Source organism: Candidatus Tisiphia endosymbiont of Metellina segmentata (genome assembly GCF_964030715.1).
Lineage (GTDB): Bacteria > Pseudomonadota > Alphaproteobacteria > Rickettsiales > Rickettsiaceae > Tisiphia.
The window spans coordinates 500,952-514,584 of sequence record NZ_OZ034919.1 but is presented as its reverse complement, the minus strand read 5'-3'; the positions used below and the strand labels follow the sequence as shown (position 1 = coordinate 514,584).

The following is a 13,633-nucleotide window of genomic DNA, read 5'->3' as shown; positions in this document are numbered from 1 at the left end:
GCACTAAGTGCTATTCTCAAATTATCTAGCAAAAATCGTATAAAATGACTATAATAATATTGACTATAATTCTAATCAGTCTAATTTTTGCTCCTCTTGGTTGTATAAGCTTATGGAAAAAATATATTTATTTTGGTGATGGTCTTTCGCACGCAAGTTTACTTGCTGGAAGTATTAGTATCCTTGTCCATTTGCCTGTTGTTTATTCAGGACTAGTTGTTGCCGTTATATTTGCTATCTTGGTGTTTACATTAAAACATAGGTCAGGTGGTAGTAGCGTGGTAATGTTAATATCAAGTTTTATGTTATCTTTAGCCTTAGTAGTAGGTTATATGTACCCACTACAGATTAAGATCACTAACCTATTATTTGGCGATATTTTATCTGCCTCTTTAAATGATATATTAACCTTATCAATTATACTTATATTCGTTATTTCTTTCGTTTGGTATTTCTATAGCCAGATTATTCTAATTGTCATTAATAGAGATATTGCACAAATTAAGGGGGTAAAAGTAAGAACGATTGAATTGGCATTTTTGTTACTGTTATCTTTATCAGTATTCTTGACTATTAAGATTGTTGGGGCATTACTCGTTACTAGTATTTTGCTGATTCCAGCCATGACTGCTAGGATGATTTCTAGTAATCCAGTACAAATGATTATCAATTCAGTTATCGTAGCTTTAATTGTAGACTTCCTTGGCTTAGTAGTGTCATTATATCTTGACATACCAATTACCCCAATAATTACGGTAATAAACACCATAGTTTATTGTTTATTCTATATAATTTCACGGGCAAATAAAACAGGATTTTTTAGATTATAGTCAATTGATAAGAGTTTGGTGACGTCGTCTTCGATCGCTTGCCTATTATCTAGAGGCTTCGTTCCATCGTTCCTGCTATCCAATTCTCCTGAATTGATTATATCTCTCATTTTTGGCAAATAGAACAATAGAAACTAGTTCTGCCGGATTGTTTTATTTTCCTTATTATTCCCTCGCAGTTTAGACATTTTTGATTTTCTCGTGCATAGACCTGTAATTCTTGTTGGAAGTAACCAGGTTTACTATCACCGCTAACAAAATCTTTGAGAGTAGTACCTCCTGCTGATATTGCCTTTGTTAAAACATTTTTAATGGCTAATACCAAATTACTTACTTCCTTGTTTGACAAACTACTACCCAGTCTGCTTGGGTGTATTTTAGCAATAAAAAGGCTTTCAGAAGCATATATATTACCAACACCGACAATAATCCGATTATCCATTAATAAATTTTTTATCGGAACAGAGCGATTCAATAATTTTGTTTTTAGATACTCATCAGACATATCATTTGACAAAGGTTCTACACCTAAATTTAGTAAAAATTTTTCTTGGGCGAAGTTTGTTGGCATACTATAAATCATCCCGAAACGTCGTGGATCATTAAAAACTAATTTCTCGCAAGTTGTCAAAGATATAACTACGTGATCATGCCTTTGTAGCCTATAATCACTAGGTTGTAGGGTCAGCCTACCAGTCATGCCAAGATGTACAATAATGGAATAATAATTATCCAAATCTATTAGCAAATATTTTGCTCTACGTCTTAAAGCTACAATTCTTGCTGACTCTACATTTGACTCTAACTGATCGCTTAGTTTATAGCGTATATCATCTCGTCTCTTATCGAGTTTATTGATGCTAGCCCCTACTATTCGCTGTTCTAGACAACGTTTTAATGTTTCAACCTCAGGAAGTTCTGGCATTTTTACATTTTAACACTATTAATAATTCATTATATATCATAATATAACATATAAACAACTTAGCACTAAGTAGTAATATGAAAAATAATGATAACCAATCTGAGCAAGTAAATTTTGGCTTCTCAAAAGTGAGCTTTGATCAGAAAAGAGATTTAGTTAAAGATATCTTTTCTAGTGTTGCTAATAAATATGATGTAATGAATGACTTAATGAGTTTGGGAGTACATCGTTTGTGGAAAGATGAATTTGTTAGGCAAATTCCCAATTTAAAATCAAATATATTGGATGTGGCAAGTGGCACAGGTGACATAGCTTTTAGAATAATAAAGCGAGCATCGGGAAAAAATATATTAGTGCAGTTGACAATGTGTGATATAAATCATGATATGCTGGAGGTAGCACGTCACAAAGCTATTGATAGTAATATATTACAGGGATTAGAGTATGTCGTCGCTGATGCAGAAAGCTTACCTTTTGCTGATAATAGTTTCGATTATTATACTATAGCATTTGGTATTAGGAATGTGGCAAAAATTGACAATGCCCTAAAAGAAGCATATCGAGTACTAAAACCTGGGGGTAAATTTTTATGTTTAGAATTTTCCAAAATGGAATACGATTGTCTGAAGCAATTATACCAGTTTTATTCGTTTAATATTATTCCTAAGATTGGTAAAATTATAGCAAACAACGAATCAGCTTATCAATATTTGGTGGAAAGTATTAATGTATTCCCAGAGCAGGAGAGTTTTGCAATTATGCTAAAAGATGTCGGCTTTACTGATGTTAGTTATAAGAATCTTACTTTAGGTGTTGCTGCTATTCATAGTGCTTATAAATAATGGAGATGTTGCTAAAATATCAACGGAGATCAGAGAGTTATTGACCATCATCCATATATACTCGGTGAACTTCAAGAATTGGCGTTGTCGTGTCTAAAGATCTCCGCTGCTCACGTACTAATGTACGCTCCGCTGCTCGACTTTGACACTCCTAGCTCTTCTTGAAGTTGACCTTCGTCTACCAACTCTTCATTTACGAGCAGTATATCCCATGCTAGTGAATTATTGGATATTGTTTTTATAGATAAAAAAATATTAGAAATTAATAATAATTACAATTTAAGAATGCTTGACTAATAATTTAGTATTAGTTTTAATAATAAAATAGTTAACCAAACCCTAATACCAATTGCAATAATTAACACGGTGTATTTATCCAGTCTCTATACATAATTGATTTTACTAAATCTACATTATGAGCAAATTGATTCCAAGCGTAACAAGCCATAGTGACGATATCTTCATATACACCATAACATTGGTTAGACAAGAAATGATTTTTGATCCATGCCCAAACTTGTTCCATTGCATTAAGTTCCGGTGCATAGGGCGGAAGCGGTATCAAAGTGATATTGCTTGGCACAGTTAGTTTTTTGGCTGTGTGCCAACCTGCATTATCCGTTAGTAAAGCTATATGTCGGTTGCCTTGAATACTGCGAGAAAGGTCTTCTAAGAATTTATTCATTGCCTGTGTATTTGCATATGGTAAAATTAATGCAAAAGCTTCTCCTGTATTATGGCAAGCAGCTCCATAAATATATGTTGAAATGAATTGCTGTTGCCGAACTTTACGGGGTCTAGTGCCACGCTTAGCCCATATACGAGTTAAGCTACCTTGTTGCCCAACTCGAGTTTCATCCTGAGACCATATATCAACTTTACATCTATCGATATTTTTTGATAATAATTCTGTTAGCATGTCTGGGAAGTTTTTTTATATGTATTTTGAGTCTCTTGATTTGACTTTGGATGCATTGAACGAGAAGTAATCCAGCTAAAACCAAGGCGGTGCATAGTATTGTAGACTGTTTTTAAAGTACATTTAGCACCATATTCCTCAAGTAACATGATATGTAGCTCCTTTCCAGTTATATACCCACCAGTTTTACTTTCACTGAGCGTATTGATTTTATCAAAAAGAGCAGACTCTTGTATAGTGTTAATCTTCCTAGGGGCACCGCTTCTTTGTGATTCAAATAATCCTTCAAAACCATGATTCCTAAATCTTCTGAGCCATGATTGCACAGTTTTCCAGTGTGACTTCACTATTTCAGATATGGCTTTAAAAGATTTGCCTAATTGAAGGTAATACATCGCCAATAAACGTATACGATTTCGACCATGCGGCTCATGTTTCATCATTTTTATAAAATCATGACCATGAAAACCTTGCGGTAATATTAACCTAGCCATTTGAGTACCTTTATCAGTTAAAAACCCATTTTACACCACTGCGTTAATTATTGCAATTGGTATTAGAGCCAAGTGTCACATTTTTTTAGCATTAATAATTTTTAGTTATTGTAAAAATAATTGTTTTAACTCGTAGCAGGAGTAACTTTATCAAGTGGTTTATCATAGATACCCCTATTTATCTATTTTAAGGCTATTATACCAATTGCAATAATTAACGCAGTGGTGTAAAATGGGTTTTTACCTGATAAAGGTACTCAAATGGCTAGGTTAATATTACCGCAAGGTTTTCATGGTCATGATTTTATAAAAATGATGAAACATGAGCCGCATGGTCGAAATCGTATACGTTTATTGGCGATGTATTACCTTCAATTAGGCAAATCTTTTAAAGCCATATCTGAAATAGTGAAGTCACACTGGAAAACTGTGCAATCATGGCTCAGAAGATTTAGGAATCATGGTTTTGAAGGATTATTTGAATCACAAAGAAGCGGTGCCCCTAGGAAGATTAACACTATACAAGAGTCTGCTCTTTTTGATAAAATCAATACGCTCAGTGAAAGTAAAACTGGTGGGTATATAACTGGAAAGGAGCTACATATCATGTTACTTGAGGAATATGGTGCTAAATGTACTTTAAAAACAGTCTACAATACTATGCACCGCCTTGGTTTTAGCTGGATTACTTCTCGTTCAATGCATCCAAAGTCAAATCAAGAGACTCAAAATACATATAAAAAAACTTCCCAGACATGCTAACAGAATTATTATCAAAAAATATCGATAGATGTAAAGTTGATATATGGTCTCAGGATGAAACTCGAGTTGGGCAACAAGGTAGCTTAACTCGTATATGGGCTAAGCGTGGCACTAGACCCCGTAAAGTTCGGCAACAGCAATTCATTTCAACATATATTTATGGAGCTGCTTGCCATGATACAGGAGAAGCTTTTGCATTAATTTTACCATATGCAAATACACAGGCAATGAATAAATTCTTAGAAGACCTTTCTCGCAGTATTCAAGGCAACCGACATATAGCTTTACTAACGGATAATGCAGGTTGGCACACAGCCAAAAAACTAACTGTGCCAAGCAATATCACTTTGATACCGCTTCCGCCCTATGCACCGGAACTTAATGCAATGGAACAAGTTTGGGCATGGATCAAAAATCATTTCTTGTCTAACCAATGTTATGGTGTATATGAAGATATCGTCACTATGGCTTGTTACGCTTGGAATCAATTTGCTCATAATGTAGATTTAGTAAAATCAATTATGTATAGAGACTGGATAAATACACCGTGTTAATTATTACAATTGGTATTACACGGCTTTTTAGTATCATTATGGTAGGGGGGGGATCTACCTGGTTCTTGAATTATTAGGATGGCATCCTGATAACCCTAATAAAAGGATATACGTGAAAGAAGAAATAATACTACAAGAAGTTGAGAAAGTACTAGCAACACTCTATTTAGAGCCTGAATTGTTAGCTGAAGTAATTGGTTATATTAAAGCTTCAGCAAAAATAGAGCAAGGTTTTTATAAAATGCGTATAGGAGAGCTACATACTGAGCATACTAAGATTAAAACTCGTATGGATAGGTTAACTGATTTATTTTTAGACGGTGATATTAGCAAGGAAGATCATGAAGAAAAACGTCAGCAATTAATACAAAAACGTGAAGATATCGTGAGAGAAATAGAAAACCATAATTATGCTGTTGATAAATTTTCAGAACTCTTGATTAACCTAGTAGAACTGGCTTCCAGAGCGTTAGAAACCTTTAAAGGTTCGACTACGGAAGGAAAACATAAATTGATGAATTTAGTATTTTCGAACCTAAAATTACAAGACGGAAAGCTAGACTTTATGCTACGTCCACCGTTTGATGCATTCGTAAAATGCACTAAAATCGGAGAATGGCTGGGGCGGATGGATTCGAACCACCGAATGACGATACCAAAAACCGTTGCCTTACCACTTGGCTACGCCCCATCATTAAATACTAGTGTATAAGTGTACACTTAATATATACAGAGCTTATAACAACAAACATTTCTTGAGTCAAATATTCTTTTTAATTTGACTATTCTTAATACGATTTTTATTGGTATTGTAGACACAAAATTAGCTTTTTGAACAGGCTAAAAGAATAATTTTTATAAAAAATTATAACATCTTTTCTAATATGTGTTAGAATCCGATATAGGTAAGCAATTATTTAAAACTAATGGATAAGCTGTTAAATTCTGTTCAAGAATATATTAAGTCTGGTGAATATTTTGTTGATGCGAAAAGATGGTATAATTTTGAATATATATATCCACTTGTACACAGAACATTTTTGTTGATATTTAGTGTAGTTCTTTTTGTATTATTTCTAAGTGTGGTGATTAATTTTGAGACTTTATTACCAGTAAAGCGTCAGGTGAGATACGCAATTAGTGCTAAATCCCTTAAAAGTGCAACAATAACTAACGCTAATCATATTAAGCATAATGCAATTAATTCTATTGCAGATATTATGATTAGAAATTACGTTATACATAGAGAATCATATGACTATGACTTACTTCGTCCTCAGTATATATTTATGCAAAATAATTCTACGCGTATAATATTTAGACAATTTGCCAATTTTATGAATATTGACAATCCATTGTCTCCAGTTATGCGTTACCAAAAGTCCTTAAAGCGTTCTGTTAATATATCATCAGTGGTTTATCATAAAAATAATAAGGCTGAAGTTACATTTACATCTTTGGCAAAAAACGCTTCTAATGATATTTTAGAAAATATGGTGTGGCAAGCTACAATAAATTTTGAAATAGATGCAATTAATATACATCTACCGCCTAACTCAAGATTTAATTTTGCTGTCACTGGTTACAAACTTAAGTTAATAGAAGATAAAAGTAAAAAAATAAGATGAAGCAACTAATAATATTTTTTGTAGCAGTATTTTTTGTAAATACTGCGTTAGCCGTTAGGGAATCTAGACCAATGCCGATTGATAGTAGAATCAGGGTAATGGTTTATAGTCCTGATGATGTATTTAAGTTTACTGGATATTATGGTTATCAGGCTAGTATAGAGCTAGCAAAAGATGAAGAAATAGTTAGTATTTCCATGGGAGATACCACTTCTTGGCAAATAGTACCAGCGGGCCATAGGATATTCATTAAACCGATGGAACAAGATGCTACAACTAATATGACGCTTATTACTAATAAGCGAACTTACTTTTTTGAACTATATGCTACAGAAGCCTTAGATATGAGAGATCCAGATATGGTTTTTAATTTAAGGTTTATTTATCCTGATGATGAAAATTCTGGAGATCACTTACAAAATTACGTTACATCTTCAGCTAACCTTGATTTATCGCATCCTGAAAAATATAATTTTAATTATTCCATAAGTGGTAATGAATCGATTGCACCAATTAAAATTTTTGATGATGGAGTGTATACTTACCTACAATTCAGAGATAAAAATGCTGAGTTACCAGCTATTTTTGCAGTTGATGAAGCTCTTAGAGAGTCGATGGTAAATTATAGACTCTCACAAGATAACGCTAATATGGTGATTATTGAACAAGTATTTCACAAGCTGTCAATACGTCATGGTAAAAAAATAGTATGTGTGTTTAATGAAGCATTTAAGCCGTATTAATTAAGTTAAGTAGCAATGTTTTTAGAAACTATATATATCTCAAAAATTTTATATTTTTTTACACTACTAGTGTTAGTTAGTGGTTTGTTTATAATGCTAACCAGTGATAATTATGTTCGTAAAATTATTGGGCTTAGTGTAATGCAAAGTTCGGTGCTAATTTTTTACCTTATGCTTGGTAAGGTAAGTGGAGGTATTGTACCAATTGAACGTACAACACTACATAGCTATTCAAGTCCACTCCCTCAGGTGTTAATGCTCACGGCTATTGTTGTTGGATTTGCTACTTTATCATTGGGTCTTAGCTTGATTTACCGTATTTCTAAGCAATTTAATACTATATCAGAAAGTGAGATTAATTTTAGTGAAACGACTAATGATCGAAGTGAATGACATTAATTAAACATTTTCCTGCTTTGCAAGTATTGCTGCCATTTTTTGGAGCGTTATTCTCAATACTCACTTTTCGCTATAGGCTTGCCACTCGAATTATAGCAGTTATTTCGATTGCACTAAGTTTATTTTTAAGTATTTGTGGTTTATCAGCAATTAATAAAGGTGCTGTGTCATATGATTTTGGTGATTGGCATGCCCCTATAGGTATTGAATATAAACTAGATTATCTGAACCAACCTATAATCATCTATGTTAATTGCGTATTATTATTTTTTCTAATTTTTTGTAACAAATTGCTTACAACTACCGTACTTAAATTTATTGATAACAAAAGGCAATCGTTATTTTACGCAGTTCTATTATTTGCCCATAGCGGCTATCTTGGTATATTAAGTACTAATGACCTCTTTAATCTTTATGTATTCATTGAAATATCTTCATTAAGTACCTATGCACTAATGGCACAGGGTAATAACCCCAAGGCCGTCATCGGTGCTTTTGATTATCTGATGCTCGGTACGGTTGGGGCAACTTTGATATTAATAGGCATTGGATTTTTATTAAGCAGCACAGGCAGCCTTAATATGTTAGACGTTTCAATGCTTCTTAAGACGCATTATGACTCCAAAATAGTGATGTTAGGCATTAGTTTTTTTCTGATTGGCTCTATACTAAAAACAGCTTTTTTTCCTATGCATTTTTGGATGATCAGAGCCTATAGTTCAGCTGCTCCGGTTATTCTGACATATCTTGCTAGTATATCCAGTATAATTGGTATTTATATAATCTTGAGGTTCATTCATTTTACTATTGATTACAATGTGATCATTAAGTATCTATCAAATTTTATCAGCTTAATCGCTTTGATAACTATTACTTTATGTACATATTTTGCTTACAGAAGTCAAAAAGTTAGAAATATTGTTATATATTCTTCGGCGGTGCAAATTGGTTATATGTTTTTGCTTTTAGTTATTCCTAGAGGTGAATCACTGTTATTTCCCTTTTTGTTTGCTGATAGCATTAACAAGATTGCTTTATTTCTGATCATTGCTTATTCTGATATTTCGAAACCGTTTAATATGTTATGGCGGGTCTTGGTAGTTTTTAGCCTAATTTGCAGTTGTGGTTTGCCAATAAGTAGTATGTTTTTCATTAAGCTTAGTATTTTTGAGTTGTTGGTTGTGGAAGATATGTGGCTAGAGTTTGTTATTATTGTCATAAGTTCTGCTATGTCATTACTTTATCATTATAAAATTGCCAAAAAACTATGTTGGGATCACTATGATTATACACAATTAAAATCGAACACTAAGTATTGTGGACTAATTTTTATTAGTATAATGCAATTTTTTCTACCAATATTCTTAAACCAATTACAAATATTAGGGGGACAGTAATGTACCCTTCTATTACCCCTAGTTTTTTGATTTTATCAACTTTACTGCTAGCTATGCTAAATTTAGTTACTCCCTTTATTAGTAATAGTGATAATAATACGCGTAACTCCTTATTAATTACCATTAGTAGCTTCTTTTTTGTCAATATTTTAATTATTGATTGGTTATTTCTGAAAGGTGTAAAAGTAAATCTGTCAATAAACATATATGGTAATTTTTCTATAGGGCTGCATTTAGAAGCCCTCAGCCTCATTTTTTTAACTTTGCTAAGCTTTTTATGGATTTGTGCGTTAATTTACACCACCAAATATTTGGCAATCAATAATATTGATAATTCCAGTCGTTTTCTATTTTTCATTAATCTAAGTGTGTTATCTGGTGGGATGGTAGCATTATCTTCAAATCTTTTTACTATGTTTATTTTTTATGAAATATTAACATTATCAACTGCTCCATTAATTGGTCATAGTGGTGGAGATAAAGTTATGGCCGGGGTCTATAAATATTTAAAAATATTGATGATCTCGGGGATATTACTATTCTTGCCAGCCCTAATAATTATTTATGCTAAAGCAGGGCATGGTGATTTTACATCACAAGGTTTTATCGAACATTATTTTTCCAGGAGTCAAATAATAATTTTATTATTAATGTTTATTTTTGGCATATCGAAGGCAGCCTTATACCCTTTGCATCAATGGTTACCAGCAGCAATGGTAGCACATTACCCAGTAAGTGCCTTACTACATGCGGTGGTAGTGGTTAAAACTGGGCTTTTTTGTATCTATAAGATTCTGATATATATTTTTGGTCTTAAATATTTACAATCTATTTTTACTGAATTTAATTGGATTCTTTTCTTTCCTATTATCACCATATTTTATAGTTCCTTTAAAGCCTTAACTAGTGATAATATTAAGAAGATTCTAGCCTATTCTACGATTAACCAGTTAGGGATAGCTTTATTGAGTAGCTTCATGTTTACTTCAAAATCTATAGGAGCAGCTATCCTACATTTATCCTCACATTCATTCACTAAAATCTGTTTGTTTTATGGGATGGGAAGTATTTATAGCTTAAAGAAAACTAACCAAGTCTCTGACCTGATCAATGCTGGTAGAGAAATGCCAAAAACTAGCCTTATGGTACTTATTGCCAGTTTATCCTTAATAGGCATTCCTCCTTTTGGTGGTTTTATTAGTAAATTTTATATTATGTTAGCTGCTGCCGAACAAAATCAAATATTAGTTATGGGGGTACTAGCTTTAAGTACGCTGTTCTCTGCACTGTATTTAGCAAAGCTGATAATATTTATTTATAAGCCTATTGATAATAATTCAAAAATATTTTCTATAGAAAATAAATTACCTAATTCTATGCTATTGAGTTTAGTTATATGCTCGTGCATGGTGGTATTATTTTATTTTATACAGATTTTTATTAAGAAATTTTTTGTATTTATAACTTGAATTCGTGGTGATAGAATTGATGTCATTCCCGCATGCGAGAATCTAAAGAAATAGACAGGAAGGGTGTTTTAGACATTCTATATCTAGCACCAAAACAGGGGTGCTAAAATAACTTAACACAAATATAAAGGAATCAGATGAACATAACTTATATTTTATTAATTATTACAGTAATTATTGCATTGTTTCATAGAGATAAAAAGTTTTTATACATAAGCATCATTATAACAAATATTGTAGGATTATCTCAGGGCGTAATAAATATCGTTGGACTAACTTTGTTGTGTTGCTTTAGTATAATGACATACTTATATTTCCACCTTAATAATGTCAATAAAGTTTTAAAAATTCTATTCTTTATAGGAGTATTCTCTTTCATAGCTGGATTTGCTTTTCATTTAATACCAGGCTTCTTTAATATATTAGTTTTAAATAAAGTCCAGCTTTCTGAGTTGTCACGTCCATTTTCTATGTTTTTAAATTTTGACAAGACTATGTCTGCACTAATACTCTATTCTATAAGTAATTTTTATATTTTAGAGAAAACTATAGATGTAAAATCTTTAAAACAAACAGCTTGTTTTCTTTTACTTTGTATTGCAGGAGTTTTAATCCCTGCTTTTATTAGTGGATATGTAAAATTCGATCCGAAGATACCAAATGTGTTATTGATTTGGGCAATTAATAACTTATTCTTTGTATGTATGGCAGAGGAAGTAATTTTTCGTGGATTCTTACAGAATACCTTAAAAACTTTATTAGAACCACTTGCAGGATTTAATATTTTAGGGATAGGAGGTAAAAATGCTCATATTATTATTGCATCTTTTATATTTGGTTTAGCTCATTTTCAAGGGGGTAGCATTTATATAATATTAGCCACGATTTGTGCTTTATGTTACGGATATACTTACGATAAAACAAATAGGATCATATGTGCAATGATGGTGCATTTTGGATTAAATTTATTCCACTTAATGTTATTTAGCTATCCTGCTGCAAATATATAAGTCAGGTTAACCTATCTCTTCATCAAATTGAGGCTAAATAATGAGAAATGCATTTTATAAAATATTTTATATTATTGCAATAATCTATCCTATAGTTGCTGGCATATTATTAATTAACAACAAAGATGAGATGGTAGTTAATCTATACAATAATAGTTTTGTTATTAATTTTAGTAGTGAAAATAAGTTAATAGCACTTGCTTTTATTGTTGTAACGCTGGCTACTAACTTATATGCCATAAGTAAAAACAGAAAATTTGAGGTACTTATAGGTAGCCTATATTCAGCTAGTTCTTTGGTCTGTTTATTTGCTGGGGATTTTGTTTCGATGTTTGCTTCTCTAGAAATGATGATGATATTTGCTGCTTTGTTGATTTTTTATGGCAATTACAAAAATAGTGTTAGAGCAGCAAGACAATATTTGCTTACCCATCTTATAAGTGGGAGTCTTATTTTAATAGGGATTAGTTATATAATTACTCACACCTCTAGTTCACAAATTATTTCTCTTACCTCATTGACAGAAAATCAAGAGGCTGGTTTTATATTTTATGCTCTAATACTTTGTGGTTGTTTGATTAATGTAGCTAGCATACCTTTTTCTGGATGGATTGTTAATTGCTATCCATTTGCTTCAAGCTCAGGGATGATATATTTAACTAGCTTTACTAGTAAAATATCGATAATTATACTCCTTAAACTATTTAGTGGCTTAGAAATACTTAAATTCTTTGGATTATTAATGATTATATATGGCGGGGTTTATGCTTGCCTAGAAGATAACATCAAAAGATTAGTAGGTTATCTTACTGTTTCTCAGCTTGGATTCATGCTAATTGCTATTGGCACAAAATCTCAACAAGCAAATTTAGGAATCATAGTTTTTCTTTTTGTCCATATACTGTATAAAGCTTTATTTTGTTTATACGTTGCTATATTAATAGACAAAGAAAATATAGAAAATTGTTCTGAAATAAAAGGAATTTACTCGCCCAAAAGTCATTTGTTGTTTGTTAGTTTAATAGTTAGTGTATTGTTCATTATAGCCTTGCCTCCTTTTGCTAGTTTTGTTACCAAAATTGTTGTAACCAATGCTTTGGAGCAAGATATTAATTATTATGCTATTTCCCTACTCAAGATTGTCACATGCATTGCTTTATTTTCTGCGGTTAAATACAAATCTTTGATTAGTGGTTTTTACCTTAAGTTAAATATTCTAACTAAAGTTAGTTTATTTGTCATGCTGTCGTTTTTATTAGCAACTAGCTTTTGTTTAGAAGAAGGTTTGAAACTAGTATGGTCATCTTATCCTATTGAAATAATTGATACAAATTGGTTGGATTTAGTAAAACAAATGGTAATAATAGTAATAGGTATAATATTCGCCTTAGTTCTTAGTAAAACGATTTCTAGGCGTTCAACTGCCAACATAAATTTAGACTTATTTCAGTTTATTGAAAATAATATTCATCGTATTTATTCTAAATATCACTTAGTGGGGCAGGGGTTTCATGATAGACTAGGGGCGGAGTACCCTGTTTTTAACAGAATAGAAAAAAATACTTTACGTAAGATGAAATCTTGGCATAATCAGTCAACAGCTCTATTAGTAGTAATGATATCATTAATTACTTTTATAATAATCAGCACTAGATGAGGAA

Annotated in this window: 14 protein-coding genes and 1 tRNA gene; 11 read left to right on the top strand and 4 right to left on the bottom strand. The window is 31.9% G+C overall.

Going from position 1 to position 13,633, the window contains the following annotated elements; all coding sequences use genetic code 11:
* Nucleotides 1-44: 44 nt before the first annotated feature.
* Nucleotides 45-830: a metal ABC transporter permease gene (locus AAHM80_RS02835; RefSeq protein WP_341747497.1), complete on the top strand. Its 786-nt coding sequence runs from the start codon at nt 45-47 to the stop codon at nt 828-830.
* Nucleotides 831-936: 106 nt separating this feature from the next.
* Here AAHM80_RS02835 and mutM read toward each other — a convergent pair whose 3' ends face one another.
* Entirely contained in the window at nt 937-1,755 is an 819-nt protein-coding gene (gene mutM, locus AAHM80_RS02830) for a bifunctional DNA-formamidopyrimidine glycosylase/DNA-(apurinic or apyrimidinic site) lyase (RefSeq protein WP_342260218.1), read from the bottom strand.
* 77 nt (nt 1,756-1,832) lie between these two features.
* Between mutM and ubiE the strand changes: the two genes are divergently transcribed.
* Nucleotides 1,833-2,597 (top strand): bifunctional demethylmenaquinone methyltransferase/2-methoxy-6-polyprenyl-1,4-benzoquinol methylase UbiE, encoded by a 765-nt coding sequence (ubiE, locus tag AAHM80_RS02825; RefSeq protein WP_342260217.1) that lies wholly within the window; start codon nt 1,833-1,835, stop codon nt 2,595-2,597.
* Nucleotides 2,598-2,955: 358 nt separating this feature from the next.
* On the opposite strand, the gene AAHM80_RS02820 is transcribed toward ubiE, so the two are convergent.
* Together AAHM80_RS02820 and AAHM80_RS02815 are read right to left on the bottom strand one after the other, a co-directional pair.
* A complete protein-coding gene (locus tag AAHM80_RS02820; RefSeq protein ID WP_342260216.1) occupies nt 2,956-3,516 on the bottom strand; it encodes an IS630 family transposase in 561 nt (186 codons plus the stop codon).
* Complete coding sequence (locus tag AAHM80_RS02815) at nt 3,510-4,010, bottom strand: helix-turn-helix domain-containing protein (RefSeq protein ID WP_342259385.1); 501 nt, start codon at nt 4,008-4,010, stop codon at nt 3,510-3,512. The genes AAHM80_RS02820 and AAHM80_RS02815 overlap by 7 nt, the downstream gene beginning before the upstream one ends.
* 261 nt (nt 4,011-4,271) lie before the next feature.
* Between AAHM80_RS02815 and AAHM80_RS02810 the strand changes: the two genes are divergently transcribed.
* On the top strand, nt 4,272-4,772 hold the full coding sequence (locus AAHM80_RS02810) for a helix-turn-helix domain-containing protein (protein ID WP_342259385.1): 501 nt from the start codon (nt 4,272-4,274) through the stop codon (nt 4,770-4,772).
* Complete coding sequence (locus tag AAHM80_RS02805) at nt 4,766-5,326, top strand: IS630 family transposase (protein ID WP_342259546.1); 561 nt, start codon at nt 4,766-4,768, stop codon at nt 5,324-5,326. The genes AAHM80_RS02810 and AAHM80_RS02805 overlap by 7 nt, the downstream gene beginning before the upstream one ends.
* 616 nt (nt 5,327-5,942) lie before the next feature.
* Here AAHM80_RS02805 and AAHM80_RS02800 read toward each other — a convergent pair.
* Nucleotides 5,943-6,017: transfer RNA gene (locus tag AAHM80_RS02800), tRNA-Gln, on the bottom strand.
* A 235-nt stretch (nt 6,018-6,252) separates the two neighbouring features.
* Between AAHM80_RS02800 and AAHM80_RS02795 the strand changes: the two genes are divergently transcribed.
* The 7 genes from AAHM80_RS02795 (at nt 6,253) to AAHM80_RS02765 (ending at nt 13,629) form a co-directional block, all read left to right on the top strand.
* Nucleotides 6,253-6,954, top strand: a complete 702-nt coding sequence (locus tag AAHM80_RS02795; RefSeq protein ID WP_341747699.1) for a VirB8/TrbF family protein — start codon at nt 6,253-6,255, stop codon at nt 6,952-6,954.
* Nucleotides 6,951-7,697, top strand: a complete 747-nt coding sequence (gene virB9 / locus AAHM80_RS02790) for a P-type conjugative transfer protein VirB9 (protein ID WP_341751979.1) — start codon at nt 6,951-6,953, stop codon at nt 7,695-7,697. Before AAHM80_RS02795 ends, virB9 begins: the two co-directional genes overlap by 4 nt.
* 36 nt (nt 7,698-7,733) lie before the next feature.
* The gene (locus AAHM80_RS02785; protein ID WP_341752284.1) at nt 7,734-8,090 is read left to right on the top strand and encodes a Na+/H+ antiporter subunit C; all 357 of its coding nucleotides are present in this window, start codon (nt 7,734-7,736) and stop codon (nt 8,088-8,090) included.
* Complete coding sequence (locus AAHM80_RS02780) at nt 8,087-9,493, top strand: proton-conducting transporter membrane subunit (protein WP_342260215.1); 1,407 nt, start codon at nt 8,087-8,089, stop codon at nt 9,491-9,493. The genes AAHM80_RS02785 and AAHM80_RS02780 overlap by 4 nt, the downstream gene beginning before the upstream one ends.
* Entirely contained in the window at nt 9,493-10,962 is a 1,470-nt protein-coding gene (locus AAHM80_RS02775) for a proton-conducting transporter membrane subunit (protein WP_342260214.1), read from the top strand. Before AAHM80_RS02780 ends, AAHM80_RS02775 begins: the two co-directional genes overlap by 1 nt.
* 137 nt (nt 10,963-11,099) lie before the next feature.
* Nucleotides 11,100-11,972, top strand: a complete 873-nt coding sequence (locus tag AAHM80_RS02770) for a type II CAAX endopeptidase family protein (protein ID WP_341755636.1) — start codon at nt 11,100-11,102, stop codon at nt 11,970-11,972.
* Nucleotides 11,973-12,012: 40 nt separating this feature from the next.
* The gene (locus tag AAHM80_RS02765) at nt 12,013-13,629 is read left to right on the top strand and encodes a proton-conducting transporter membrane subunit (protein ID WP_342260213.1); all 1,617 of its coding nucleotides are present in this window, start codon (nt 12,013-12,015) and stop codon (nt 13,627-13,629) included.
* The last annotated feature ends 4 nt before the right edge of the window (nt 13,630-13,633 follow it).

Bases quoted from the DNA above. Each gene is read 5' to 3' on its own strand.
- ubiE (WP_342260217.1), top strand. From the start codon at position 1,833: ATGAAAAATAATGATAACCAATCTGAGCAAGTAAATTTTGGCTTCTCA.
- AAHM80_RS02835 (WP_341747497.1), top strand. From the start codon at position 45: ATGACTATAATAATATTGACTATAATTCTAATCAGTCTAATTTTTGCT.
- AAHM80_RS02795 (WP_341747699.1), top strand. From the start codon at position 6,253: ATGGATAAGCTGTTAAATTCTGTTCAAGAATATATTAAGTCTGGTGAA.
- AAHM80_RS02815 (WP_342259385.1), bottom strand. From the start codon at position 4,010: ATGGCTAGGTTAATATTACCGCAAGGTTTTCATGGTCATGATTTTATA.
- AAHM80_RS02770 (WP_341755636.1), top strand. From the start codon at position 11,100: ATGAACATAACTTATATTTTATTAATTATTACAGTAATTATTGCATTG.
- AAHM80_RS02810 (WP_342259385.1), top strand. From the start codon at position 4,272: ATGGCTAGGTTAATATTACCGCAAGGTTTTCATGGTCATGATTTTATA.
- AAHM80_RS02765 (WP_342260213.1), top strand. From the start codon at position 12,013: ATGAGAAATGCATTTTATAAAATATTTTATATTATTGCAATAATCTAT.
- AAHM80_RS02775 (WP_342260214.1), top strand. From the start codon at position 9,493: ATGTACCCTTCTATTACCCCTAGTTTTTTGATTTTATCAACTTTACTG.
- mutM (WP_342260218.1), bottom strand. From the start codon at position 1,755: ATGCCAGAACTTCCTGAGGTTGAAACATTAAAACGTTGTCTAGAACAG.
- AAHM80_RS02805 (WP_342259546.1), top strand. From the start codon at position 4,766: ATGCTAACAGAATTATTATCAAAAAATATCGATAGATGTAAAGTTGAT.
- virB9 (WP_341751979.1), top strand. From the start codon at position 6,951: ATGAAGCAACTAATAATATTTTTTGTAGCAGTATTTTTTGTAAATACT.
- AAHM80_RS02820 (WP_342260216.1), bottom strand. From the start codon at position 3,516: ATGCTAACAGAATTATTATCAAAAAATATCGATAGATGTAAAGTTGAT.
- AAHM80_RS02780 (WP_342260215.1), top strand. From the start codon at position 8,087: ATGACATTAATTAAACATTTTCCTGCTTTGCAAGTATTGCTGCCATTT.